The sequence below is a fragment of the Candidatus Kaistella beijingensis genome (assembly GCF_020084865.1).
Classification (GTDB): domain Bacteria; phylum Bacteroidota; class Bacteroidia; order Flavobacteriales; family Weeksellaceae; genus Kaistella; species Kaistella beijingensis.
In genome coordinates, this window is the sequence record NZ_CP071953.1 from 874,637 (window position 1) to 896,800 (window position 22,164).

A 22,164-nucleotide genomic window follows, 5' to 3' on the forward strand; every position below is an offset into this window, starting at 1 on the left:
CAAAATCACAATGTTCTAAACTGTTCCAACATTCTCTTATCGTTTTCAAAAAACATTCTGATATCGCTCATTTGATACAGCAACATCACAATTCTTTCGATTCCCATCCCAAACGCGTAGCCAGAATATTTGTCCGCATCGATATTGACGTTTTGCAAAACAGCAGGATCCACCATTCCGCAACCCATAATTTCCAACCAACCCGTTCCTTTGGTAATTCTATAATCAGTTTCTGAATTCAATCCCCAATACACATCAACTTCCGCACTTGGTTCCGTGAAAGGGAAATAAGAAGGTCGCATTCTGATTTTCGACTTCCCGAAAAGTTCGGTGGTGAAAAACTGAATGGTTTGTTTTAAATCTGCAAAACTCACTTTCTCATCGATATAAAGTCCTTCAATCTGGTGGAAAATACAGTGAGAACGGGAAGAAATCGCCTCGTTTCGGAAAACCCTACCCGGAGAAAGAATTCTAATAGGCGGCTGATTTTCTTCCATATAACGGATTTGAACCGAAGAAGTGTGCGTCCTTAACAAAATGTCAGGATTTGTTTCGATAAAAAAAGTGTCCTGCATATCTCTCGCCGGATGATATTCAGGGAGATTTAAGGCGGTGAAATTATGCCAATCGTCTTCGATTTCCGGACCGTCTGCAACTGCAAACCCGATGGATTTGAAGATTTCGATGATTCTGTTTTTCACCAAATTGATTGGATGACGAGTTCCCAATTCTGACGAAAATCCTGGTCTTGACAGATCTTCTTTTTCTAAGATGATGTTAGAAGCAGTCGCATTTTTCAGTTCCTCAAGTTTGGTTTCAACGGCTTGTTTCAAGGTATTGATTTTTTGACCGAATTCTTTTTTCTGTTCGTTTGGAACGTCTTTGAATTGGGCGAAAATATCGTTTAAAATCCCTTTTTTACCGCTGAATTTGATACGGAACTGTTCAATTTCATCTTTATTGGAAGAATTGAAATTTGCAGCTTCAACCAATAATTCATCAATCTTTTCTAACATTTTTTATATAATATGGAAGTGCAAAAATACGATTTTTCGATGGAAATTAGTGCTCTAAAAATTTCAAGAATTTCTCAATCGCATTTTTTCGATGGCTGATTACGTTTTTTTCTTCCGGTTTCATTTCAGCGAAAGTAATTTCATGGTTTTCTGGAATAAAAATCGGGTCGTAACCGAAACCTTTTTCACCACGAGATTCTTTGATTAAATTCCCATAAACTCTGCCCTCGAAATAATTTTCACCGGTTTCATCAACAAGACACATTACGGTCACGAAATAGGCTTTTCGGTTTTCTTCACCTTTTAATTCGTCCAAAACTTTGGCAATATTTTTTGCAAAATCGTGATTTCCTGCGTAACGTGCGGAATAAATTCCCGGCCGTCCGTCAAGTGCTTCCACAACCAATCCCGAATCATCTCCAAGACTTGGTTTTCCGGTTTTCTCAAAACAGTATTTAGCTTTGATTAAGGCGTTTTCATGAAAGGTTTTTCCGTCCTCGACAATTTCATCGTGAATATCATAATCTGTCAGTGATGTGACATTAAAATGTTCTCCTAAAATTTGCTGAATTTCTTCTTTTTTGTGTTGGTTGTGAGTGGCGACGAGGATTTCTTTTTTCATGAGTAATCGGTAATGAGCAATGAGTAATTAATTTTCAGAGTAATGAACGCGGTATTTTTTCATAAATAAATAGTAGAAAATGCTGAACAGTACGATACCAATTCCTAAAACTACATATTCTGAAACTTTGAAAGTCTCTGCAAAACTTTCCGTTTTTCCGTAAAAAATTAAAATTGCGGAGCAAAGATTATTGAATGCGTGCAACAGAATTGGCAAAAGCAAAGATTTTGTTTTGTAATAAACCAGTCCCAAAACACAGCCCAACAAAACTGCACCCACCAATTGCCAAGGATTTCCATGAACCAAACCGAAAATTAACGAGGAAAAAAGTATCGCTTTCATTGGTGCAACACCTTTGTTAATCAACCCTTTCTGAATAATTCCACGAAAAACAATTTCCTCGAAAACAGGAGCCATTATGACGGCGAGAAGAATCATGGTTGCGCCGTCTTTGGTCATCTGCTCCATCAAATCAGAAAAAAATTCATAAAATTTCCCAAAGAACGGTCCCGTAACAGGAATTTGTGAAGTAATAAATTCACCAATGAACATCATTCCAAGCATCATCGGAAAAATGAGAAGATAGGTAACAAAATTGGTTGGCGAAAAATTAAAATTCAGTTTTCTTCCCGTTTCAGGTCGGGCTACAAAATAATCGAAAGCAAAAATTGCCCCTAAAAATCCTGCCGCATTCGCGATGATTAAATAAAAATCTTTGTACTGAAAATTTTCATTAAAAACCAACATCGAAAAAATATTGGCAACGGCTACAATCGCAGTTCCGACAATCATTCCAACGAATAATGCGAATGCGCCTTTCCACCCGAAAGTGTATTTTTTTTTGGAGTTTTGGTTCATTAAAATTTAATTTCAACAAATATAGACGAAAAAATAAAGTTGCTACAAATACATGAATACTTTTCCTATCATCATTTGATTCAATTCGTGCATTGGTGGCGACAAGGAAAGTTTTCAAATCTCGCAAAAAAATACGATTTTTGCACCCATAAAATTCAATATGTCTGATTTAATCAAAGAAATAGAAAAACGAAAAACCTTCGGAATTATCGCGCATCCCGATGCAGGGAAAACAACTTTAACGGAAAAACTGCTGCTTTTTGGAGGTGCGATTCAGGAAGCAGGTGCTGTAAAATCGAACAAAATTAAAAAGGGCGCAACATCCGATTTCATGGAAATTGAAAGACAGCGTGGAATTTCCGTGGCGACTTCGGTTTTGGCATTTGAATATAAAGGTCGTAAAATCAATATCTTAGATACACCCGGTCACAAAGATTTTGCGGAAGATACGTACCGAACTTTAACGGCGGTGGATTCTGTAATCGTTGTGGTGGATGTTGCAAAAGGTGTTGAAGAACAAACTGAAAAACTCGTTCAGGTTTGTAGAATGCGGAACATTCCGATGATTGTGTTCATCAATAAATTGGACCGTGAAGGAAAAGATGCGTTCGATTTGTTGGACGAAGTGGAGCAAAAATTAGGTTTAACAGTCGTTCCTCTTTCTTTACCGATTGGGATGGGAAGCGAATTTCAGGGAATTTATAATATCTGGGAAAATAATATTCAACTGTTTTTAGAGGAGAAAAAACAGAAAGTTGGTGAATCTGTAAAATTCGATGACATCAATGACACAAGAATTGATGATGCCATTGGAAAAAAAGCAGCGGAAACTTTGCGAGAAGAACTTGAGCTGATTCAATCCGTTTATCCCGAATTCAATCGTGAAGATTATATGAACGGTGATTTGCAGCCGGTTTTCTTTGGGTCTGCATTGAATAATTTCGGGGTTCGTGAGCTTTTAGATGCCTTCATCGAAATTGCACCGATGCCGCAACCAAAAGAAAGCGACACTCGTTTGGTAAAACCTGATGAGAAAAATTTCACAGGATTCGTCTTTAAAATCCATGCGAATATGGATCCGAAACACCGCGACAGATTGGCTTTTGTGAAAATCGTATCGGGAACTTTTAAGAGAAATGAAAATTATTTGTTGGTTCGTGACGGTAAAAAAATGAAATTTTCTTCCCCAAACGCTTTCTTCGCTGATAAGAAAGAAGTGGTGGATGAAAGTTTTCCTGGAGATATTGTCGGACTTCACGACACGGGAAATTTCAGAATTGGAGATACTTTGACAGGCGGTGAAAAACTTTCCTTCAAAGGAATTCCGAGTTTCTCGCCCGAACATTTTAGATATATTAATAACGACGACCCTTTAAAGGCAAAACAATTGGCGAAAGGAATCGACCAATTAATGGACGAAGGTGTGGCGCAACTTTTCACTTTGGAAATGAACAACCGAAAAATTATCGGAACAGTTGGTGCGCTTCAGTTTGAAGTAATTCAGTATCGTTTGGAGCATGAATATGGCGCGAAATGTACTTACGAACCACTTTCCATTCACAAAGCGTGCTGGATTGAAGCGGATGAAAAATCGGAAGAATTCAAAGAATTTGCACGTTTGAAACAGCGATTTATGGCGAGAGATAAATATGGACAATTGGTTTTTCTGGCAGATTCTTCGTTTACGATTCACATGACGCAGGAGAAATTTCCGAATGTGAAACTGCATTTTATTTCGGAATTTAAGCATGAGTAATGAGCAATTAGTAATGAGAGCAATATTAGAATCTTCACTTTTGAAGATTCTTTTTTTGTAAAGTTGTTGTAAAATGATTTGCAAAGTTTTGATTTTTAATACATTATTAACAAATCGACTCAATTTCGATTTTTAAAGGAATACATTTTGATTCCTTATTTTCGTTTTAATTTTAAATCAGAAAATGAAGAAAATTTTTCTTTCCGTTTTTATTGCGACGGCTTTAGTTTCATGCGATAAAAACTCCATCCAACAAACAACGGACAATATTAAAAGAGCCGATTCCCTTTTCACCAAAGCAAATGACGGTATAAAAACATTGGATTCCATTTCAAAGACGATAAATAGTGACGACGGAATCACCAAAAAAGTCATTATTCCTGAAATTGAAAAACAGAAAAAAGCGATTGATTCCACGATTAAATCAGGTGGTTGGAAAATTGATTCGATTAATAAAGAAATTGAAAAAATAACCAACAAAGTAAAAACGGGAACTGATGTCGTAAAAACTTTAGATTCTGCGAACGATGCCCTGAATAAAGGAGAAAGTCCGTTAGTTGTCTTGACAAAAACTGCAGACAAAATTTTGAAACAAACAAAATCAGCCAATCAAAATTCGCATCCGAAACCTCAACCTCAAAATCAATCTGAGCCTCAAACTCAACCGCAAGTTGCACCGCCAATTGTTGAAAAAAATCCTATGGTCAAAACAGGAAAACTTGAAATTCAGGTGGAAAATCTATCAGATTCAAAAGCTTTGTTAAAACAGAAAATCAGGGAAAGCAATGCCGATTTAATTACCGAAAATTTTTCACAAACAGAAGGGATTTCTAAAGAATATTTCACTGTGAAAGTTCCAATTTCTTCCTTTGACCAATTGGTAAATTCTGCTTCAAATCTTGGCGAGATTAAAATGAAAAACACCGAAACTGAAGGAAAAGATTATGTTTCGGGACAAATGTGTGACGTGGAAATTACTTTACTTCAAAATGAAAATTTTGCCGATAATCCCATAACTAAAACTGAAACAAATGGTGAAAAAACCGATACATTCAGTGATAAATCTTCCAATGCATTTATGAAAGGGTTTAAAGTTTTGGGAGACGGTTTGCTTTTCCTGCTTCCTTTTTGGCCCATATTTTTGATTGGAATTGTGATTTGGTATTTCATCGACCGCAATAAAAAGAGAAAAGCACGGGAAGAATTTGAACGACAAATGATGCTCAATCAGCAGAAAACGCAATATCCAACAGAAAATCAGACTTCAACAGAAAATGTTCAAGCGGAGGAAAAAGAGGAGAATGACGAACCTGATTATTCTAAATATTTGCCGAAAAATTAATTTGAAGAAAAACTTGTCGCGCCTACAGAGCTTCCTTTCTATTTTTCATCATTAAACTACAAATTTAGAACTCCTACGGAGTTCTTTTTGTTTCCAATATCGGTTTACTTTAATTTAGCAGACTTTTGTTCCCAACTCGAAGAATAAAATCTTTTGTTTCTTTTGCGGTAAAAAAATTTTACTCACTCAACGCGTATACCGCAAAACTTGCCAACCAATGGTCGCCACCATAATTTCCATGAAATAAAAGTGGCAAAGCATTCGCCAAAAATTTATCCGAGCTTTCTGCAAACTGTTTTTTCAACTTGTGATTTTCGGGAAGTGCTTTGGAAATTCCTTTCATACACCACGCTCTAGTAAAAGAAAGTCCAACCAAATGAACCGTTTGATAATCGTTAATATCGCTGATTACGGGAATTTTCTCGATATTTTCTAAACTTCGTTTTTCGTAAAAATTGTTCAGCCATTTTACAAACTCTTTTTGTGGAAGAATTCTTCGCATCAAATCGGCGATTTGCAAACTTGGAGAAAAGAAGTCGCTTCCATCGGGTTCCAAATAAGCGGGAGTTTTTTTGTCGTTTAAGTAGAAATATTTTGCTTTTTCAACCAACTGATGTTCAAAAATTTTATCGTTGGTCGCTCTTGCCCAATCCAAGGCGAAACTCAATGCAAATGCAGAATTCGGGTGAACGCCTGTTCGATTTGGATAGGTTTGTTTTGGGAGATAAATTTTCCAAAGACGAAGAATTTCATTTGTTAAAGGTTTCAGATTCTGATGCCAAACTTTTGCTTTGGGATGGTTCCAAGTTGCGAGCTCTTCATCCAATTTCAATAACCACGCCCAGCCGTAAGTTCTCTCGAAAGATGAGGCGACTTCATATTTGGTGAAATATTTGGCTTCTTCTATTATCTTTTCGGGTTGAAAAGAACCATCCAAAATTCTTTCAATTTCTTTGTGATTGGCAAGATTTGTTTTTGTTTTTAAAAGCCGAATCAACATCCAATGTCCATGAACAGAGGAATGCCAATCGAAACAGCCATAAAAACTAGGATGAAGTTGAAGCGGAGTTAAAACGGCATCTTTTTCGGCATTAATAACGTGCGCCGTTTTATTCGGATATTCCTGATTGATGCATTTCACGGGTTTTTCCGCCAATTTTGCAGCGATTTCATCAGTTAAAATGGGGATTTGTTGTGCGCTGAAATTCAACGCAAAAAACAAAGAAAGAATTAGAATCTTTTTCATACCCTAAAAATATTACAAATAATTTAACCCATAAAAAAATGCAGCTCCGCGGAACTGCATATTAACTCTTTACTATCTTTTTCTCATCAAATGCGTAACAAGCTGTTTGAATAACTTTGTCATAACATTGATTGATTTTAATTTGCATTACAAATATTGCAAAAATTTAGTATAGTGGCAAAATTAATTAAAGATATTTTTCAACAAAATTTTGGGCATATTTTTGAATTTCATCCCGAGCTTCTGCAAATTCTTTCCTTAATTCCTCCTCTGTTCCTTTTGCTTTTGCGGGATCTTTAAAATTGTGGTGCAACCTAAGTGCGTTTGCAGGGAAATAGGGGCAGTTTTCATTTGCGTGGTCGCAAACGGTGATAATAAAGTCGAATTCAACATCTTTATACTCCAAAATATTATTGGAAGTATGATGAGAAATATCGATTCCTACTTCTTTCATTGTTTTTACCGCATTTGGATTTAATCCGTGGGTTTCAATTCCCGCGCTGTAAATCTTGGCTTTTTCACCTGCGAATTTTTCTAAAAAACCGTGCATGATTTGGCTTCTACAGGAATTTCCGGTACAAAGGACTAGAACATTTTTTTTCATACTCTTTAAATTTTATAGATTAATTTTTTACTTGCTTTAACCAACAGAATCAAAACGGGAACTTCGATTAATGGACCAATTACACCTGCAAATGCTTCTCCGGAGTGAATTCCGAAAACTGAGATTGCCACCGCAATTGCCAATTCGAAATTGTTTCCTGTAGCTGTAAATGCAATTGACGCATTTTTGTCATAAGGTATTTTCAAGTATTTGCTCACAAAGAAACTCACGAAAAACATGACTAAAAAATAGATGGTCAATGGAATTGCAATCCGTAAAACATCAAATGGCAATTGCAAAATTTTGTCGCCTTTTAAGCTGAACATCACTACGATGGTAAACAAAAGGGCATATAAAGTAAAAGGTGAAATTCGTGGAACAAATTGAGAATTATACCAATTTTTACCTTTCTTTTTAAGTAAGAAATATCTCGTGAAAAAACCTGCAACAAATGGAATTCCTAAGTAAATCAAAATACTTTCTGCCACATCGCTCATCGGAATGGAGATATCAAAATTTCCAAATCCAAAATATTTTGGCAAAAAATTAATGAAAATCCAAGCATAAAAACTGTACGTGAAAATCTGAAAAACACTGTTCAACGCCACCAAAAGCGCTCCGTATTCTCGGTTTCCTCCTGCCAAATCATTCCAAACGATGACCATTGCAATACATCGAGCTAATCCAATCAAGATTAAACCCACCATGTAATGCGGTTCATCTCTCAGGAAGATAATCGCCAAAATAAACATCAAAATAGGACCAATAATCCAATTCAACAGGAGTGAAATCCTTATGGCTTTTTTGTCCTGAAAAATTTTCGGTAGTAATGAATAATCCACTTTTGCCAAAGGTGGAAACATCATGAGAATAAGTCCCAGTGCAATTGGGATGTTTGTAGAGCCAATTGATAAATCATTGATTAACTTGGGAATTTTTGGAAAAAAATTTCCCATCAGTACCCCTAAAATCATCGCTAAAAAAATCCAAAGCGTGAGATAGCGGTCCAAGAATTTTAGTTTGGTCTGCATGATCACTTTAATTTAAAAAGTTAGCAACAGCCTGAATTTGGATCACAACAATTCTCACCTTTTTCTGCGTAAACCGTGATGCTGAAAATCTTGGAATTAGAGTTTTTGTACTCATCGATTTCTTGTTCGTTCAAATAATTTTTCAAAATATCATCGGGAACAATAATCGCTTTTTCCTTTTGTAAAGAAATATTTTTAAAGCCGGAATTTTCGATGATTTTCAAATAATCTTCTTTCTGAATCGCACTTGCAACACAACCTGCATACATTTCCGCCGCCGACTTTATCTTTTCGGGAAGTTCGCCCACCAAAACAATATCCGAAATCGAAAAATGTCCGCTTGGTTTCAAAATTCGGTAAACTTCACTGAAAGCTTTGGGTTTGTCGGGAACCAAGTTCATCACGCAATTGCTTACCACAACATCTGCAACGTTCGCAGTCATCGGGATTTTTTCAATATCTCCCTGTCGAAATTCCACATTATTAAAGCCTAATTTTTCTGCGTTGGTTCTCGCTTTTTCAATCATGGCTTCTGTGAAATCGATTCCGATTACTTTTCCGGTTTCGCCTGTTTCTGCACGTGCGACAAAACAGTCGTTTCCCGCTCCACTTCCTAAATCTACCACGGTGTCGCCTTTTTTAATTTTGGCAAAGTTTGTCGGCAAACCGCAACCTAAACCCAAATCTGCATCGGGATTATAACCATTGAGTTCATCATATTCTTCACTCATAATGTTGTACACTTCGGTGCTGCAACCACCTGCTCCACAACAAGATGAAGCGTTGGTTTCTTTGTCCTGTAAAGCAATTTCAGAATATTTTTGCTTTACCATTTCTTTGATTTCTGAGTTGTTCATTTTGTTTGATTTCTTTTGTTTAATATTTTATCTTCCTGCTTCCATCATCCTGCTTGCAGCTTTTTCAACAGCAATTATTTTGTTGATGGATTTTGTGAAAAATTTGGTCGATAAAGTGCTCCATTTTTTTGAAACTTTCAGGATTGATGCAATAGCAAATTGATTTTCCGTCAATCTCGCCTTGTATAATTCCCGCATTTTTCAGTTCCTTTAAATGCTGCGAAACTGTCGGTTGCGCCAATTTTATTTCATCCACAATATCGTTGCAAATACATGAATCTACGGATAACAAATATTCTATAATTGCAATTCTTGCAGGATGAGCCAATGCTTTCAACAAAATCGCAATGTCGTTTTGTTCCTGTGTGAAATGTTCTGTTTTTGTTACGCCCATATTTTATGAGTAATGAGTAATGAGTAATATTTTTATATTGCAATATTACAATATGATTTTAAACTGACAAAGATTTATTTGCATTTTTTTAACATCAGACTTCCAATTTAAACCCTCTTTTTTGCGTAAATTTGCAGGTTGAATTTTACCATGGCTACAACTACAGAAATAGATATAAAAAAACAGATTTTCGTTAAGAATGCACATCTTAACAACCTGAAAAACATCGACGTACTCATTCCGAAAAACAAACTGATCGTCATTACAGGCGTTTCCGGCAGTGGAAAATCGTCGCTTGCTTTTGACACGATTTATGCAGAAGGACAAAGAAGATATGTGGAAAGTTTGAGTTCTTATGCGCGACAGTTTTTAGGTAAATTAGAGAAACCAAAAATCGACGACATCAAAGGTTTAGCTCCCTCTATCGCGATTCAGCAGAAAGTGATTTCTTCAAATCCCCGTTCTACGGTTGGAACTTCTACCGAAATTTATGATTATTTGAAACTGCTTTTTGCAAGGGTTGGAAGAACCTATTCACCGATTTCAGGTGATGAAGTGAAAAAAGATTCTGTTTCTGATGTGATTGATTTTATTCAAAAAAATGAAGGACAAACTTTTCTTTTGAGAGCGCCTTTAAATTTCGAAATTTCTAAATTTTCCGAGCAATTGAAAACCTTGAAACTTTCAGGTTTTACAAGGCTTGAAGTGAACGGAAATGTTGCAGGAATCGAGGATTTGGAAAGTTTCGGTTTCGTTCCTGAAAAGGATATGGAAATTCAGTTGGTCATTGACAGATTCAGTTACGAGGAAGACGAAAGTTTTCTTCAACGTCTCGCCGATTCCATTCAGATGGCGTTTTACGAAGGTCACGGTTACTGTTCTTTAAAAAATATTGAGACGGGGAAAATCAAAGAATTCTCCAATAAATTTGAATTGGATGGAATTGAATTTTTAGAACCGAATGTTCATTTTTTCAGCTTTAATAATCCTTACGGAGCTTGTCCAGAATGCGAAGGTTACGGAAAAGTCATCGGAATTGATGAAGATTTGGTGATTCCGAACAAAAATCTTTCCGTGTATGAAGATGCAGTCGCTTCGTGGAAAGGCGAAAGTATGAGCGAATGGAAAAAAGCTTTCATCAAAAAAGCTGGAAGCGAATTCCCGATTCACAAACCTTATTTTCAGCTCACGAAAGAACAGAAAAATTATTTGTGGAAAGGCGACAACTCACGGAATTTTCCTTCCATTAATGCTTTTTTCAAAATGTTGGAAGAAAATCTTTACAAGATTCAGTATCGCGTGATGCTTTCGAGATATCGCGGGAAAACGCTTTGTCCGACTTGTGAAGGTTTGCGTTTGCGTGAAGAAACTTCTTGGGTAAAAATCGATGGACACAATATTCAGTCGATGATTGAGATTCCGTTGGATGAACTTTTACCTTTAGTTAAATCCTTAAAACTCAACAAACACGATGCAGAAATTGCAAAACGTTTGTTGTATGAAATCACCACTCGCTTGGAGTTTTTAGATAAGGTGGGTTTGGGATATTTGACCTTAAACCGAACTTCAAATACCCTTTCCGGCGGTGAAAGTCAAAGAATTAATTTATCGACTTCACTCGGAAGTTCGTTGGTTGGCTCGATTTATATTTTGGATGAACCTTCGATTGGACTTCATTCAAGAGACACCGAAAATTTAATTGAAGTGTTAAAAAATCTTCGCGATTTAGGAAATACCGTAATCGTTGTAGAGCATGATGAAGACGTGATGAAAGCAGCAGATTACATTATCGACATCGGTCCGGAAGCAGGATTTTTGGGCGGCGAATTGGTTTTTGCAGGAGATTTCAAGGAATTGAAAAATGCGGATACTTTAACCTCAAAATATTTAACCGGAAGATTAGAAATAAAAGTTCCCGAAACGCGTAGAAAACCTAAAGATTGGATTAAAATAAAAGGAGCGCGACAAAATAATTTGAAGAATATTGATGTTGACATTCCGCTTGAAAGTTTGGTCGTGATTTCAGGAGTTTCCGGTTCCGGAAAATCGACTTTGATGAAGGAAATTTTGACGAACGACATTCAAATCCAGTTGGGAATGGGTGGAAAAAAAGCAGATTACGATTCGGTTGAATTTCCAAAAAAGTTGGTGAAAAACATTGAACTCATCGACCAAAATCCCATCGGAAAATCGTCCCGCTCGAATCCCGTGACGTATTTGAAAGCGTATGACGATATTCGGGATTTGTATTCCAAGCAAAAATCGGCGAAAGTTCAGGGTTTGAAACCAAAACACTTTTCCTTCAACGTTGATGGCGGAAGATGCGACGAATGCAAAGGTGAAGGTGTCATCACCGTTTCCATGCAGTTTATGGCAGATATAGAATTGGAATGTGAAACCTGTAAAGGAACCCGTTTTAAAAACGATATTTTGGAAGTGAAATTCGATGAAAAAAATATTTCAGATATTCTTCACATGACCGTAGATGAAGCGTTGGACTTCTTCCATGAAAATCACGAGGAGAAAATTGTCACCAAGCTAAAACCTTTGCAGGAAGTAGGTTTAGGTTATCTTCAACTTGGTCAAAGTTCTTCTACGCTTTCCGGCGGTGAAGCGCAACGTGTGAAATTGGCATCGTTTTTAGTTAAAGGAGTTACAACGGATAAAACGTTATTTATCTTTGATGAACCTTCAACAGGACTTCATTTTCACGACATCAACAAATTGCTGAAATCTTTGCAGGCTTTAATTGAATTAGGACATTCTGTAATTGTGATTGAGCATCAACCCGATATCATAAAATCTGCAGATTACATTATTGATATCGGTCCTGAAGCAGGGAAAAATGGTGGCGAAGTAGTTTTTGCGGGAACTCCTGAAGATTTGGTAAAAGAGAAGAAGTCGCATACCGCCAAATATTTGAATGAAAAACTGTCATAATTAAAAAAATAAAAATGATATAAGACAAAATAGGTAATGTTATGCAGCTAATTCAAGTTTTTCACCATTTAAAGAATTAGACCTATGGAGACTTAATACCAAAAAATTAGAGCGTTGATTATCAGCATTTTCCACAATAAAATGTTAGTAACTTGTGAATTTTAACATTTGGTTCATATTTTGTAATGAAAAAAGTGTTACATTTAACATGAAATAAAATTGAGGTGAAAACAATTTTCTCTTCTACGTCTGTTTACAGAACTATTATCCTTAATATAAAAATTTAAGAGAAGCATTGTCGGCTTCTCTTTTTTGTTGTTGTCTAACTAAAAAATGAGATGTTTTATCTATTGAATCCGTTTCTAAAGAACGGATTCTCTTATTGGTGACTCCACCAAGAATCGAACTTGGATCTAAAGTTTAGGAAACTTCTATTCTATCCGTTGAACTATGGAGCCTTGCTTTGAGTGGTTGTGTTGGTGAGTAATTGAGTGGCTGAGTTTAGAGTTGGGAGTTTGATGTTGAAATTTAATTAATTGGTTTTCTGAAAATTTGATTTCAAAATTTACTCAATTACGCACCCACTCACAAACGCACCCACTATTTCTTATCCACCACAATCCTATCCTTCCTGTTCGCCAATTCCCAAGCGGTTGCGAAAACAAGTTGTGCTCGTTTCTGTAACGCGCTGTAATCAATTTTTTCAGGATCATCGGTTGGTTGGTGATAATCTTCATGGATTCCGTCAAAGAAAAAGGCCACCGGAATTCCATGTTTTGCAAAATTGTAGTGGTCGGAACGGTAATACAATCTTTGGGGATCCTTCGGGTCGTCATATTTATAGTTGAGAAACAATTTCGTGTTGGTTGAATTGGCATTCTCATTGATTTTTTTCAATTCAGATGAGAGCATTTCCGAACCGATCACGTACACATAATCTTTTCCGCAGTTGTCTTTGTCGCATCTTCCAATCATATCGATGTTCAAGTTCGCGACTGTATTCGATAAAGGAAAAATAGGATTTTCGGAATAATATTTTGAACCAAGAAGTCCGTGTTCTTCGCCGGTTACATGTAAGAACAAAACTGAACGTTTAGGACTTTTCCCCGCTTTTCTTGCTTGCTGAAAAGCCTCGGCAATTTCCAGAAGAGCCACAGTTCCGCTTCCGTCATCATCGGCTCCGTTGTAAATTACGCCATCTTTCATTCCAACATGGTCATAGTGGGCAGAAATCACGATGACTTCTTCCGGTTTTTCTGTTCCCTCAATAAACGCTAAAATATTTTCTGATTCTGGAAGATTTCCTCTTCTGCCCTGCAAAGCTTCCTTAGGAACGGTTTGATAATAGGAACTCATTGATTCAGGATGAGAAACACCCATTTTTTCATATTCACCAATCAAATATTTACCCGCTTTTTTCTGACCTTCGCTTCCCGTATCTCTTCCCTGCATTTCATCAGAAGCAACAACATGGAGATGTGTTTTCAATTCATTTGCGGTGATTGAATTGTAGGAGTTTTTAAAAGTTGAGCCCGTGTATGAAAGATTGGTTGCACAACTTGTCAACAAAACCGCCGAAACTAGCGGAATCAGAAACTTTCTCATATAAATATTTTTTTGGAAGGTTAAATGTAGCAAATATTTATCAGAAACTATTTCTAAACAATTATCATTAAATTTGAATATGATTAAAAGAAAACATTCCGGTTCTGATTTGACGATTTTTTCGGAGATGACTGTTTTAGCCTTAAAACACAATGCCGTTAATCTTTCACAAGGTTTTCCCGATTATGCAATTAATGAACGTTTGAAAAAACTTTTGTTTGAAGCCACCGTAAAAAACTTCAATCAATATGCACCAACGACAGGAAGTCCTTTATTGATTGAGAATTTAATGACCTTCAACTCGAACAGAAAAAACCCAATTTCTTTAACTAAAGACACCATCACGATTTCTCCCGGTGCGAGTTACGGAATTTACACTGCTCTTGCTGCAATTTTAAAGTTTGGAGAAGAAGTAATTGTTTTGGAACCGTGTTATGATTCTTATGTTCCCGCCATTGAAATTAATGGTGGAATTCCTGTTTTTGTGGCTTTGAAAGAAAATTTTGAAATTGATTTCGAAGCTTTAGCAAAAGCGATGAATCACAAAACGAAGGCAATCATCATCAACTCGCCACACAATCCGTCAGGAAAAGTTTGGAAGGAAGAAGATTTCAACAGACTTTCAGATTTGGTAAAAGACACCGATGTTATTGTGATTTCCGATGAAGTTTATGATGTTCTGACTTATGATAACCATCAATTTTATTCTGCATTTCACCATCCGAAACTTCGGGAACAATGTTTCAGCGTTTTCTCTTTTGGAAAAATGTTTCATGTCACCGGTTGGAAAGTCGGCTACGTTGTGGCTTCGGAAGAACTCTCTGCTGCATACCGAAGAATCCATCAGTATTTGAGTTTCAGCGTAAATTCACCTGCACAATATGCATTAGCAAAATATTTAGAAATTTTTGATGTGGAAGAAAACAGAACATTGATGCAGCAAAAACGTGATTTTTTCATTGAGCAATTCAACGATTTACCTTTCACTTTACAGCAAAAAGCGGAAGCAGGATATTTTCAGATTTTAGGTTACGAAGATATTTCAGACTTAAATGACAAAGATTTTTCAGTTTGGATGACTGAAAAAGGAAAAGTCGCTACCATTCCAGTTTCTGCGTTTTACAAAAATTCAACAACTACTAATTCCGTGAGATTTTGTTTTTCTAAGAAGGAAGAAACGATCGCTGAAGCAGCAAAAAATTTGAGAAGTTTTTTTTAACAAATTGATTTAGAACTAAAATTCAAGCCAATCCTTTTCAATCCGTTTGATTTTTCCGGTATGCTTATCGAACATAATCCAGAGCGTTCTGGAATCAACTACGAGTTCACCATCTCTGTAAAACTCTACTTTTCTAGGCTGTTTTAATCCTTCCGGTTTTTCCGGATAGGTTTTCATGGAGAGTTTTTCACCTTTAAAGACCTGCTTTTTGTATTGAATATGATGGTCATGCATTACCCAAAAGTCTTCTGAATAATTGGTTTGATGCTTCAACAATTCCCAATGTTCTTTTGCCATTTCTTCCACCCAATGCACAAACTGCACATTGTTTACGTGGTTAAGTTCATCCAGATGTTCATCCGAAACAACAATTTCTTTAGTGTGAACAAGTTTCATGAAGCAAAAATAATTCATTAAATATTTCAACAAAAAAAGTCTTAAACAATGTTCAAGACTTTTATTTTGGCGGAGAAACAGGGATTCGAACCCCGGGACCTGTTACAGTCAACAGTTTTCAAGACTGCCGCAATCGACCACTCTGCCATTTCTCCAGAAAAATGATTTCTCATTTTCAGTGGTGCAAATATAAAACGCTTTTATAAATTGACCAAATTATTTTTAAGAAAAACTGTCAAATCGTTCATAGTCAAAAGGAAAAAATTAATTTTTCGAGATGTTTATGCCCAAATAAACCAAGAAAAAACCTAGAACAACACTCAATAAAATGTAAGAAATTAAGATACCATAGTTTCCGTTCTGCCAAAGTGAAATATTCTCCGCAGAAAAGGTTGAGAATGTTGTAAACCCTCCACAAAATCCTGTGATTAAAAGAAATTTTAAGTAATTGTCAATCTTCAGAAAATATGTACTAAAAATTCCGATCAGAAAACAACCGACCATATTTACAATGAATGTTCCCATGGGAAATGAATTAACGTTCCATAATTTTTGGGTAAAATTAGAAACCAGAAAACGCAAAACGCTCCCAAAACCGCCACCCAGGAATATGTATAATAATTGTTTTGTCATAGTTTGAGGGTTTGAGAGTTTGAGAGTACAATGGTTAGAATAGAAAAGCGCACAGAAATTACACAGAAATCACTCAAACGCTCTTACCCTCAAACTCACCAACTTTTACTCTAATTCTGCCAAATATTTTTCTGCATCCATTGCCGACATACAACCGCTTCCTGCTGCGGTAATTGCTTGTCGATAAATATGGTCCTGAACATCACCCGCTGCAAAAACACCCGGTAAATTGGTTTTGGTTGAGCCAGGAACAGTTTTGATATAGCCGTTTTCATCCAAATTAATTTGACCTTTGAAGATGTCCGTATTGGGTTTGTGTCCGATTGCGATGAAAATTCCATGAACGTCTATTTTAGCAGTTTCCTGGGTTTGATTATTGATGACAACCGCTCTTTCTACTAAAGAATTCTCCCCTTCAATCCCGATAAGTTCGTGGTTGAATTTCACTTCGATATTCGGTGTATTGTTCACTCTATGAATCATGGCTTTAGAAGCTCTGAAATGGTCTTTTCTAACCAACATTGTTACTTTATTACAAAGTTTTGCCAAATAAGTTGCTTCTTCGGCAGCAGTGTCTCCGGCTCCAACTACAACCACATCTTTTCCTTTGTAGAAAAACCCGTCGCAAGTTGCACACGCAGAAACCCCACCTCCAGCATATTTTTTCTCGTCATCCAAACCTAAATATTTTGCAGTCGCACCGGTTGAAATGATTACAGACTTTGCCAAAATTTCTTTATTTCCTGCCCAAAGTTTATGAATTCCACCAACTTCAGTAGAAAATTCGGCTTTGGTAATCATTTCGTAATGAACTTTGGTTTCGAATCTTTCGGCTTGCTTTTGCAAATCCAGCATCATTTGAGGGCCTGTAATTCCGTCGGGATAACCAGGGAAATTATCCACTTCGGTTGTTGTAGTTAATTGTCCTCCAGGTTCAAGACCTGTGTAAAGCTCTGGCTTTAAATCTGCTCTTGCTGCATAAATAGCCGCTGTAAATCCGGAAGGTCCGGAACCAATAATGACGCAGTCTAAAATATTTTGTTCCATTAAAAAAGATTAAGGTTGAGATTAAGTTTAAGAGATTTCAAAAATCGTGAATTATTTTCGGTTGTGGAATTATTTTGCGATGAATTTTGTCAATTGTGATGTTGGATGTTGGAAGATGGGTGTTTGATTAAAATTGTTTGAAAAATTACAAAACTTAAATAATCAAAGCTTCACCTTAAATTGATCCACATTCAAAATTTTGTATACCATTTCCTTCAACAGTTCGCTTTCATCCATGTTGATGGCGCCTAAACCTTTGTTTTTCAAATCGATTTCACGTAAAATCGAGATAATTCGGGTGCAATGTTTCAAATTGTAATATCGCGCCGCTTCCGCAAAATCTTTGATGAAATAAGGATTTATTCCCATTGTTGAAGCGATGGTTTGCGCATTTTGACCATTCATCGTATGGTAAATAACCAAGTTCGAAAAGAAGTTATAAAGATTCCCAATCATCATCACAAACGGATTCTGCTTCGGAGTTTTTCCGATAAAATGAGCGATTTTGAATGCTTTTGCCTCATCCTTTTTTCCCAGTGCTTTGATCAGTTCAAACACATTAAAATCCTTGCTGATTCCGATATTGGTTTCAATAATTTTTTCGTCAAGAACTTCACCCTCCTTCAAAATAATTTTGAGCTTGTTCAACTCGTTGGAAATCCTTGAAAGGTCGGTTCCCAAATATTCTGAAAGCAACGTAGGAATATTAGGTTTTGCTTTGATGCCGAGATTTCTGATTTCATTATCAATCCATTTCGGGACATCCCAATCCTTCATTTTTTCGCTAAGAAAAAGCATTTTATTTTTAGACAAACTTTTTGCTAAGCTTTGTCTGGTATCAATTTTTTTGTACTTATGAGCAAAAACCAAAACTGTTGTGGGAGTTGGATTCTGAATATAATTCAAAAGTGCTTTTACTCCTGGATTTTCTTTTCCTGCTTCTTCCTGTTTCTTCGTGACGCTAAAAACTAAATCCTGAGCTTCTTTAATTATAATTAAATTTAACTCACCAAACATTGGAAACTGTCGAGCCAATGAAATGATTTCCTCCAAGTTCGTGTCTTTTCCATAAACCACTGTTTGCCCAAAATCTTTTTCGCTTTCCTCCAATACATCATTTTCAAAGGATTTCACCGCCACATCCATGAAATAGGGTTCTTCACCGTGGAAAAAATAAATCGGCAATAACTCCTTATTTTTAATATTTTTGAGGATTAAATCTAACTCTTTCATAAATGCAACTTCCAAAACTGAACTTTGAGGATAACTTTGATTTTAAGATCAAGACAGACAAAGATAGGTTTTTTATTTATGATTTGGTGCGAAAAACGTGGCTCCAACTCACTCCCGAAGAATGGGTGCGACAACATTGGGTTCATTATTTCCACCATAAAAAGGGGAAGAATTTGTCGTCATTAATTCTAGAAAAAAAAATAGAACTGAACGAAACAACAAAGAGAATTGATTTATTGGTCACGGAAAAAACCTTCCCGAAAATTTTGGTCGAATGTAAAGCTCCAAACATCAAACTCACCGAAAAAACTTTTGAGCAAATCGCAAGATACAACTCGGTAATCGGGGCGGAAGAAATTATTTTGAGCAATGGTCTGCAGCACATTTTTGCTAAATTTTCTGAAAATCATTACGTTTTTTCGCCTTTTGCATATTAATTTTGCAAAATGTTAAAACTCAACCACCCACTTATTTCCATATCTCCTTTGCTAATTTTTGTGCTGGTATTTTTGGGATTCGGAATTTACAATGATGATTTTTACGCGCTACCCTCTCCTATCGCTGCTTTGATCGGAATTACCGCTGCTTTTATCCTTCTAAAAGGAAAAATCAACGAAAAAATTGATACTTTCTTGAAAGGTTGCGGCGACGGAAAAATCCTCACGATGTGTATTATTTACCTTTTGGCAGGTGCTTTCGCAACGGTAACCAAAGCGACAGGTAGTGTAGAATCCATCGTAAATCTGGGATTAAATTATATTTCTCCAGCCTATTTTCCCGTGGGGGTTTTCGTGATCTCATCATTTCTTTCCTTCGCCTCCGGAACATCGGTGGGATCTATCGTTACGCTGGGTCCGATTGTGATTGCATTGGCTGAAAAAAGTGAGTCTCCGCTGGGATTAATAGGCGCATCGTTGCTTTCCGGAGCGATGTTTGGAGATAATCTTTCGATTATTTCGGACACTACCATTGCTGCGACCCAAAGTTTAGGCTGCCAGATGAAAGATAAGTTTCGTTTCAATTCCAAGTTAGCATTTCCCGCTGCGTTGGTAACGATTTTAATTTTAATTGTATTGGGATTCAACCAGGAAGGTACAGCAGTCATTAGCGGAAACAAAGAATTCAATTTGGTTTTAATTTTACCTTATCTGCTGGTTATTGCGCTATCATTAGTTGGTTTAAATGTTTTCGTTGTATTATTCGCCGGACTAATTTTCGCCGGATTACTGGGATTTGGTTATGGCAGTTTCGATTTTATCGGTTTTGCCAAAAAAACCTATGAAGGATTTACCAGCATGACGGAGATTTTTCTTCTTTCACTTCTCACAGGAGGTTTGGCAGCAATGGTAGAAAAAGCCGGCGGAATTTCTTTCGTTATTAAAAACATCAGCAAAATCATCAATTCCAAAAAAACAGCACTTTTGGGAATTGGCGGTTTGGTTTCGGTTGCCAATCTTTGCGTTGCCAACAACACCATTTCGATTATTATTTCGGGCAAAGTAGCCAAAGAAATTAATGATAAATACGGACTGGAACCACAGCAAAGTGCTTCAGTGCTTGATATATTTTCCTGTTATGTACAGGGTTTAATTCCTTACGGCGCACAGATCCTGATTCTCATTTCACTCAGCAGTTTTAAGATGGATTATGTCGAGCTCGTGCAATATTCATTTTACCTCCATATTCTTTTACTGTTCACACTGACCAGTATTCTGTTCGGCAAAAAATAACTCAATAAAAAATGCAGCAAAATTCACAGATAAAAAATATCATTTTCGATTTTGGTGGCGTCTTGATGGACTGGAATCCGCGGTATTTCTTCAAAGACTATTTTAATGATGATGAAAAGATGGAGTTTTTCCTGAAAAACATCGCAACCGACGAATGGAATGCCGAGCAAGACCGGGGTAGAACTTTAGCGGAAGGAACTGAAATACAGGTCGCAAAATTTCCTCAATGGGAAAAGGAATTGCGTGCTTATTACGACAATTGGACCACAATGCTTCGCTCCGATATTCCTAAAAATGTGGAGGTTTTGCGAAAACTGGAACATTCAAATTATGAGCTTTTCGGATTGACGAACTGGTCTGCAGAAACTTTTCCCTATGCTTTGGAAAATTACGATTTCTTCAAAATATTGGATGGGAAAATCGTGGTTTCAGGCACGGAGAAACTGATTAAACCAAACCCGAAAATTTGGGAAGTTTTGTTGGAGCGGTACCACATTAAAGCTGACGAATCTGTATTTATTGATGACAATGCTAAAAACATTGAAGTGGCGAAATCTTTAGGTTTCATTACGGTTCACATTACACCTGAAACTGATTTGGAAAAGGATTTGGAAGATTTGGGATTGAAATTTTAGTAATAATTCAACGCTAATTATTTCAAATTCTTTCACGAAAACCCGTTGCTATTTCATTTCTAAAACCCACCGAAATTTTGTAAATTCGCAGGCAAATAAATCAACATAATGAGTAAATCTATTGAGGAGTTAAAATCTCTTGCAACGCAGATTAGAAGAGACATTTTAAGAATGGTTCACGCAGTGAATTCCGGCCATCCAGGCGGAAGTTTGGGCTGTACCGAATTTTTCGCTGCACTTTATGGAAAAGTGATGAACTACAAGTTACCTTTCAGTATGGAAGGTAGAAATGAGGATCTTTTCTTTCTTTCCAACGGTCACATTTCACCCGTTTTCTACTCTACTTTGGCAAGATTCGGATTTTTCCCGGTTGCGGAATTGGCCACTTTCAGAAAATTAGATTCCAGACTTCAAGGTCACCCAACAACTCATGAAGGTTTGCCGGGAGTTAGAATCGCTTCGGGCTCGCTTGGACAAGGACTTTCTGTTGCGATTGGAGCTGCTTTAGGAAAAAAATTGGACGGAGATCAATCGTTAGTTTACTCGCTTCACGGTGACGGGGAATTACAGGAAGGACAAATCTGGGAAGCTTTGATGTTTGCCGCTGCTAAAAAAGTAGATAATGTAATCGCAACCATCGATTACAACGGAAGACAGATCGACGGAGATACCGATGATGTCTTAAGTTTAGGAGATTTACACGCGAAACTGGAAGCTTTTGGATGGAAAGTGTTGAATGAAAAAAACGGAAACGATCTGGAAGCAGTAATTTCAATCCTTGAAAGAGCAAAAGCAGAAACCGGAAACGGAAAACCTGTCGCAATTATTCTTCATACCGAAATGGGTTACGGGGTTGATTTCATGACCGGAACTCACGCATGGCACGGAAAAGCGCCTAACGATGAGCAGCTTGATACCGCCTTCAAACAATTATATTTAGAAGCTCCGGCTGATTACTAAAATTTGTGAAGTTTAAATTAATTCACAAACATCAAAAAAA

The 22,164-nt window shown here is 36.7% G+C and carries 21 protein-coding genes and 2 tRNA genes; 8 read left to right on the top strand and 15 right to left on the bottom strand.

Translation table 11 applies throughout. The features are described from left to right. Window positions 1-5: 5 nt before the first annotated feature. From pheS to J4771_RS04050, 3 genes are read right to left on the bottom strand one after another with little or no spacing between them, the layout of a single operon-like run. Window positions 6-1,016, bottom strand: a complete 1,011-nt coding sequence (pheS, locus tag J4771_RS04040; protein WP_224136681.1) for a phenylalanine--tRNA ligase subunit alpha — start codon at window positions 1,014-1,016, stop codon at window positions 6-8. A gap of 46 nt (window positions 1,017-1,062) precedes the next feature. Then, entirely contained in the window at window positions 1,063-1,638 is a 576-nt protein-coding gene (gene rdgB / locus J4771_RS04045; protein ID WP_224136683.1) for an RdgB/HAM1 family non-canonical purine NTP pyrophosphatase, read from the bottom strand. Between the two features lie 27 nt (window positions 1,639-1,665). After that, window positions 1,666-2,496 carry a CPBP family intramembrane glutamic endopeptidase gene (locus J4771_RS04050; protein WP_224136686.1) on the bottom strand — a complete coding sequence of 277 codons (831 nt, stop codon included), beginning with the start codon at window positions 2,494-2,496 and terminating at the stop codon, window positions 1,666-1,668. A 160-nt stretch (window positions 2,497-2,656) separates the two neighbouring features. Here J4771_RS04050 and J4771_RS04055 point away from each other — a divergent pair, with 160 nt between their 5' ends. Both J4771_RS04055 and J4771_RS04060 read left to right on the top strand, forming a co-directional pair. Continuing rightward, the gene (locus tag J4771_RS04055; RefSeq protein ID WP_224136688.1) at window positions 2,657-4,252 is read left to right on the top strand and encodes a peptide chain release factor 3; all 1,596 of its coding nucleotides are present in this window, start codon (window positions 2,657-2,659) and stop codon (window positions 4,250-4,252) included. 184 nt (window positions 4,253-4,436) lie between these two features. Then, window positions 4,437-5,594: a DUF4349 domain-containing protein gene (locus tag J4771_RS04060; RefSeq protein WP_224136690.1), complete on the top strand. Its 1,158-nt coding sequence runs from the start codon at window positions 4,437-4,439 to the stop codon at window positions 5,592-5,594. Window positions 5,595-5,772: 178 nt separating this feature from the next. Here the strand turns inward: J4771_RS04060 and J4771_RS04065 are convergent, their stop codons facing one another. The 5 genes from J4771_RS04065 to J4771_RS04085 form a co-directional block, all read right to left on the bottom strand. Next, window positions 5,773-6,840: a DUF2891 domain-containing protein gene (locus J4771_RS04065; protein WP_224136692.1), complete on the bottom strand. Its 1,068-nt coding sequence runs from the start codon at window positions 6,838-6,840 to the stop codon at window positions 5,773-5,775. A gap of 187 nt (window positions 6,841-7,027) precedes the next feature. Beyond that, entirely contained in the window at window positions 7,028-7,444 is a 417-nt protein-coding gene (locus tag J4771_RS04070) for an arsenate reductase ArsC (protein ID WP_224136694.1), read from the bottom strand. A 5-nt stretch (window positions 7,445-7,449) separates the two neighbouring features. Beyond that, entirely contained in the window at window positions 7,450-8,475 is a 1,026-nt protein-coding gene (gene arsB, locus J4771_RS04075; protein WP_224136696.1) for an ACR3 family arsenite efflux transporter, read from the bottom strand. Window positions 8,476-8,495: 20 nt separating this feature from the next. Next, window positions 8,496-9,332 carry an arsenite methyltransferase gene (locus J4771_RS04080; RefSeq protein ID WP_224136698.1) on the bottom strand — a complete coding sequence of 279 codons (837 nt, stop codon included), beginning with the start codon at window positions 9,330-9,332 and terminating at the stop codon, window positions 8,496-8,498. Window positions 9,333-9,396: 64 nt separating this feature from the next. Then, complete coding sequence (locus J4771_RS04085) at window positions 9,397-9,726, bottom strand: ArsR/SmtB family transcription factor (protein ID WP_224136700.1); 330 nt, start codon at window positions 9,724-9,726, stop codon at window positions 9,397-9,399. Window positions 9,727-9,876: 150 nt separating this feature from the next. Here J4771_RS04085 and uvrA point away from each other — a divergent pair, with 150 nt between their 5' ends. After that, window positions 9,877-12,666, top strand: coding sequence for an excinuclease ABC subunit UvrA (uvrA, locus tag J4771_RS04090; protein WP_224136704.1), 2,790 nt, complete (start codon window positions 9,877-9,879; stop codon window positions 12,664-12,666). A 383-nt stretch (window positions 12,667-13,049) separates the two neighbouring features. Here the strand turns inward: uvrA and J4771_RS04095 are convergent. Both J4771_RS04095 and J4771_RS04100 read right to left on the bottom strand, forming a co-directional pair. Next, window positions 13,050-13,124: transfer RNA gene (locus tag J4771_RS04095), tRNA-Arg, on the bottom strand. Between the two features lie 142 nt (window positions 13,125-13,266). After that, window positions 13,267-14,271, bottom strand: a complete 1,005-nt coding sequence (locus tag J4771_RS04100) for a M28 family metallopeptidase (protein WP_224136706.1) — start codon at window positions 14,269-14,271, stop codon at window positions 13,267-13,269. A gap of 79 nt (window positions 14,272-14,350) precedes the next feature. On the opposite strand from J4771_RS04100, the gene J4771_RS04105 reads away from it, so the two are divergent. Further along, window positions 14,351-15,490 carry a methionine aminotransferase gene (locus tag J4771_RS04105; RefSeq protein WP_224136708.1) on the top strand — a complete coding sequence of 380 codons (1,140 nt, stop codon included), beginning with the start codon at window positions 14,351-14,353 and terminating at the stop codon, window positions 15,488-15,490. A 15-nt stretch (window positions 15,491-15,505) separates the two neighbouring features. On the opposite strand, the gene J4771_RS04110 is transcribed toward J4771_RS04105, so the two are convergent. The 5 genes from J4771_RS04110 to holA form a co-directional block, all read right to left on the bottom strand. Continuing rightward, window positions 15,506-15,904 (bottom strand): acyl-CoA thioesterase, encoded by a 399-nt coding sequence (locus tag J4771_RS04110; protein WP_224136710.1) that lies wholly within the window; start codon window positions 15,902-15,904, stop codon window positions 15,506-15,508. A 49-nt stretch (window positions 15,905-15,953) separates the two neighbouring features. Continuing rightward, window positions 15,954-16,041: transfer RNA gene (locus J4771_RS04115), tRNA-Ser, on the bottom strand. Window positions 16,042-16,150: 109 nt separating this feature from the next. Further along, window positions 16,151-16,519, bottom strand: a complete 369-nt coding sequence (crcB, locus tag J4771_RS04120; protein WP_224136712.1) for a fluoride efflux transporter CrcB — start codon at window positions 16,517-16,519, stop codon at window positions 16,151-16,153. Window positions 16,520-16,624: 105 nt separating this feature from the next. Further along, window positions 16,625-17,566: a thioredoxin-disulfide reductase gene (gene trxB, locus J4771_RS04125; protein ID WP_224136714.1), complete on the bottom strand. Its 942-nt coding sequence runs from the start codon at window positions 17,564-17,566 to the stop codon at window positions 16,625-16,627. Between the two features lie 162 nt (window positions 17,567-17,728). Further along, a complete protein-coding gene (gene holA / locus J4771_RS04130) occupies window positions 17,729-18,799 on the bottom strand; it encodes a DNA polymerase III subunit delta (protein WP_224136717.1) in 1,071 nt (356 codons plus the stop codon). A 2-nt stretch (window positions 18,800-18,801) separates the two neighbouring features. Here holA and J4771_RS04135 point away from each other — a divergent pair, with 2 nt between their 5' ends. The 4 genes from J4771_RS04135 (at window position 18,802) to J4771_RS04150 (ending at window position 22,124) form a co-directional block, all read left to right on the top strand. Next, entirely contained in the window at window positions 18,802-19,236 is a 435-nt protein-coding gene (locus J4771_RS04135; protein ID WP_224136719.1) for a type I restriction enzyme HsdR N-terminal domain-containing protein, read from the top strand. Window positions 19,237-19,245: 9 nt separating this feature from the next. Continuing rightward, window positions 19,246-20,529 (top strand): Na+/H+ antiporter NhaC family protein, encoded by a 1,284-nt coding sequence (locus J4771_RS04140; protein WP_224136721.1) that lies wholly within the window; start codon window positions 19,246-19,248, stop codon window positions 20,527-20,529. An 11-nt stretch (window positions 20,530-20,540) separates the two neighbouring features. Further along, on the top strand, window positions 20,541-21,164 hold the full coding sequence (locus J4771_RS04145) for an HAD family hydrolase (protein ID WP_224136723.1): 624 nt from the start codon (window positions 20,541-20,543) through the stop codon (window positions 21,162-21,164). A gap of 108 nt (window positions 21,165-21,272) precedes the next feature. Then, a complete protein-coding gene (locus J4771_RS04150; RefSeq protein WP_224136725.1) occupies window positions 21,273-22,124 on the top strand; it encodes a transketolase in 852 nt (283 codons plus the stop codon). The last annotated feature ends 40 nt before the right edge of the window (window positions 22,125-22,164 follow it).

What these genes read in the sequence shown, in the direction of transcription:
- J4771_RS04105 (WP_224136708.1), top strand. Translation starts at nt 14,351, where the DNA reads ATGATTAAAAGAAAACATTCCGGTTCTGATTTGACGATTTTTTCGGAG.
- J4771_RS04050 (WP_224136686.1), bottom strand. Translation starts at nt 2,496, where the DNA reads ATGAACCAAAACTCCAAAAAAAAATACACTTTCGGGTGGAAAGGCGCA.
- J4771_RS04140 (WP_224136721.1), top strand. Translation starts at nt 19,246, where the DNA reads ATGTTAAAACTCAACCACCCACTTATTTCCATATCTCCTTTGCTAATT.
- J4771_RS04080 (WP_224136698.1), bottom strand. Translation starts at nt 9,332, where the DNA reads ATGAACAACTCAGAAATCAAAGAAATGGTAAAGCAAAAATATTCTGAA.
- arsB (WP_224136696.1), bottom strand. Translation starts at nt 8,475, where the DNA reads ATGCAGACCAAACTAAAATTCTTGGACCGCTATCTCACGCTTTGGATT.
- crcB (WP_224136712.1), bottom strand. Translation starts at nt 16,519, where the DNA reads ATGACAAAACAATTATTATACATATTCCTGGGTGGCGGTTTTGGGAGC.
- J4771_RS04110 (WP_224136710.1), bottom strand. Translation starts at nt 15,904, where the DNA reads ATGAATTATTTTTGCTTCATGAAACTTGTTCACACTAAAGAAATTGTT.
- uvrA (WP_224136704.1), top strand. Translation starts at nt 9,877, where the DNA reads ATGGCTACAACTACAGAAATAGATATAAAAAAACAGATTTTCGTTAAG.
- J4771_RS04135 (WP_224136719.1), top strand. Translation starts at nt 18,802, where the DNA reads ATGCAACTTCCAAAACTGAACTTTGAGGATAACTTTGATTTTAAGATC.
- J4771_RS04055 (WP_224136688.1), top strand. Translation starts at nt 2,657, where the DNA reads ATGTCTGATTTAATCAAAGAAATAGAAAAACGAAAAACCTTCGGAATT.
- J4771_RS04070 (WP_224136694.1), bottom strand. Translation starts at nt 7,444, where the DNA reads ATGAAAAAAAATGTTCTAGTCCTTTGTACCGGAAATTCCTGTAGAAGC.
- J4771_RS04100 (WP_224136706.1), bottom strand. Translation starts at nt 14,271, where the DNA reads ATGAGAAAGTTTCTGATTCCGCTAGTTTCGGCGGTTTTGTTGACAAGT.
- holA (WP_224136717.1), bottom strand. Translation starts at nt 18,799, where the DNA reads ATGAAAGAGTTAGATTTAATCCTCAAAAATATTAAAAATAAGGAGTTA.
- J4771_RS04150 (WP_224136725.1), top strand. Translation starts at nt 21,273, where the DNA reads ATGAGTAAATCTATTGAGGAGTTAAAATCTCTTGCAACGCAGATTAGA.
- rdgB (WP_224136683.1), bottom strand. Translation starts at nt 1,638, where the DNA reads ATGAAAAAAGAAATCCTCGTCGCCACTCACAACCAACACAAAAAAGAA.
- J4771_RS04060 (WP_224136690.1), top strand. Translation starts at nt 4,437, where the DNA reads ATGAAGAAAATTTTTCTTTCCGTTTTTATTGCGACGGCTTTAGTTTCA.
- J4771_RS04145 (WP_224136723.1), top strand. Translation starts at nt 20,541, where the DNA reads ATGCAGCAAAATTCACAGATAAAAAATATCATTTTCGATTTTGGTGGC.
- J4771_RS04085 (WP_224136700.1), bottom strand. Translation starts at nt 9,726, where the DNA reads ATGGGCGTAACAAAAACAGAACATTTCACACAGGAACAAAACGACATT.
- J4771_RS04065 (WP_224136692.1), bottom strand. Translation starts at nt 6,840, where the DNA reads ATGAAAAAGATTCTAATTCTTTCTTTGTTTTTTGCGTTGAATTTCAGC.
- trxB (WP_224136714.1), bottom strand. Translation starts at nt 17,566, where the DNA reads ATGGAACAAAATATTTTAGACTGCGTCATTATTGGTTCCGGACCTTCC.
- pheS (WP_224136681.1), bottom strand. Translation starts at nt 1,016, where the DNA reads ATGTTAGAAAAGATTGATGAATTATTGGTTGAAGCTGCAAATTTCAAT.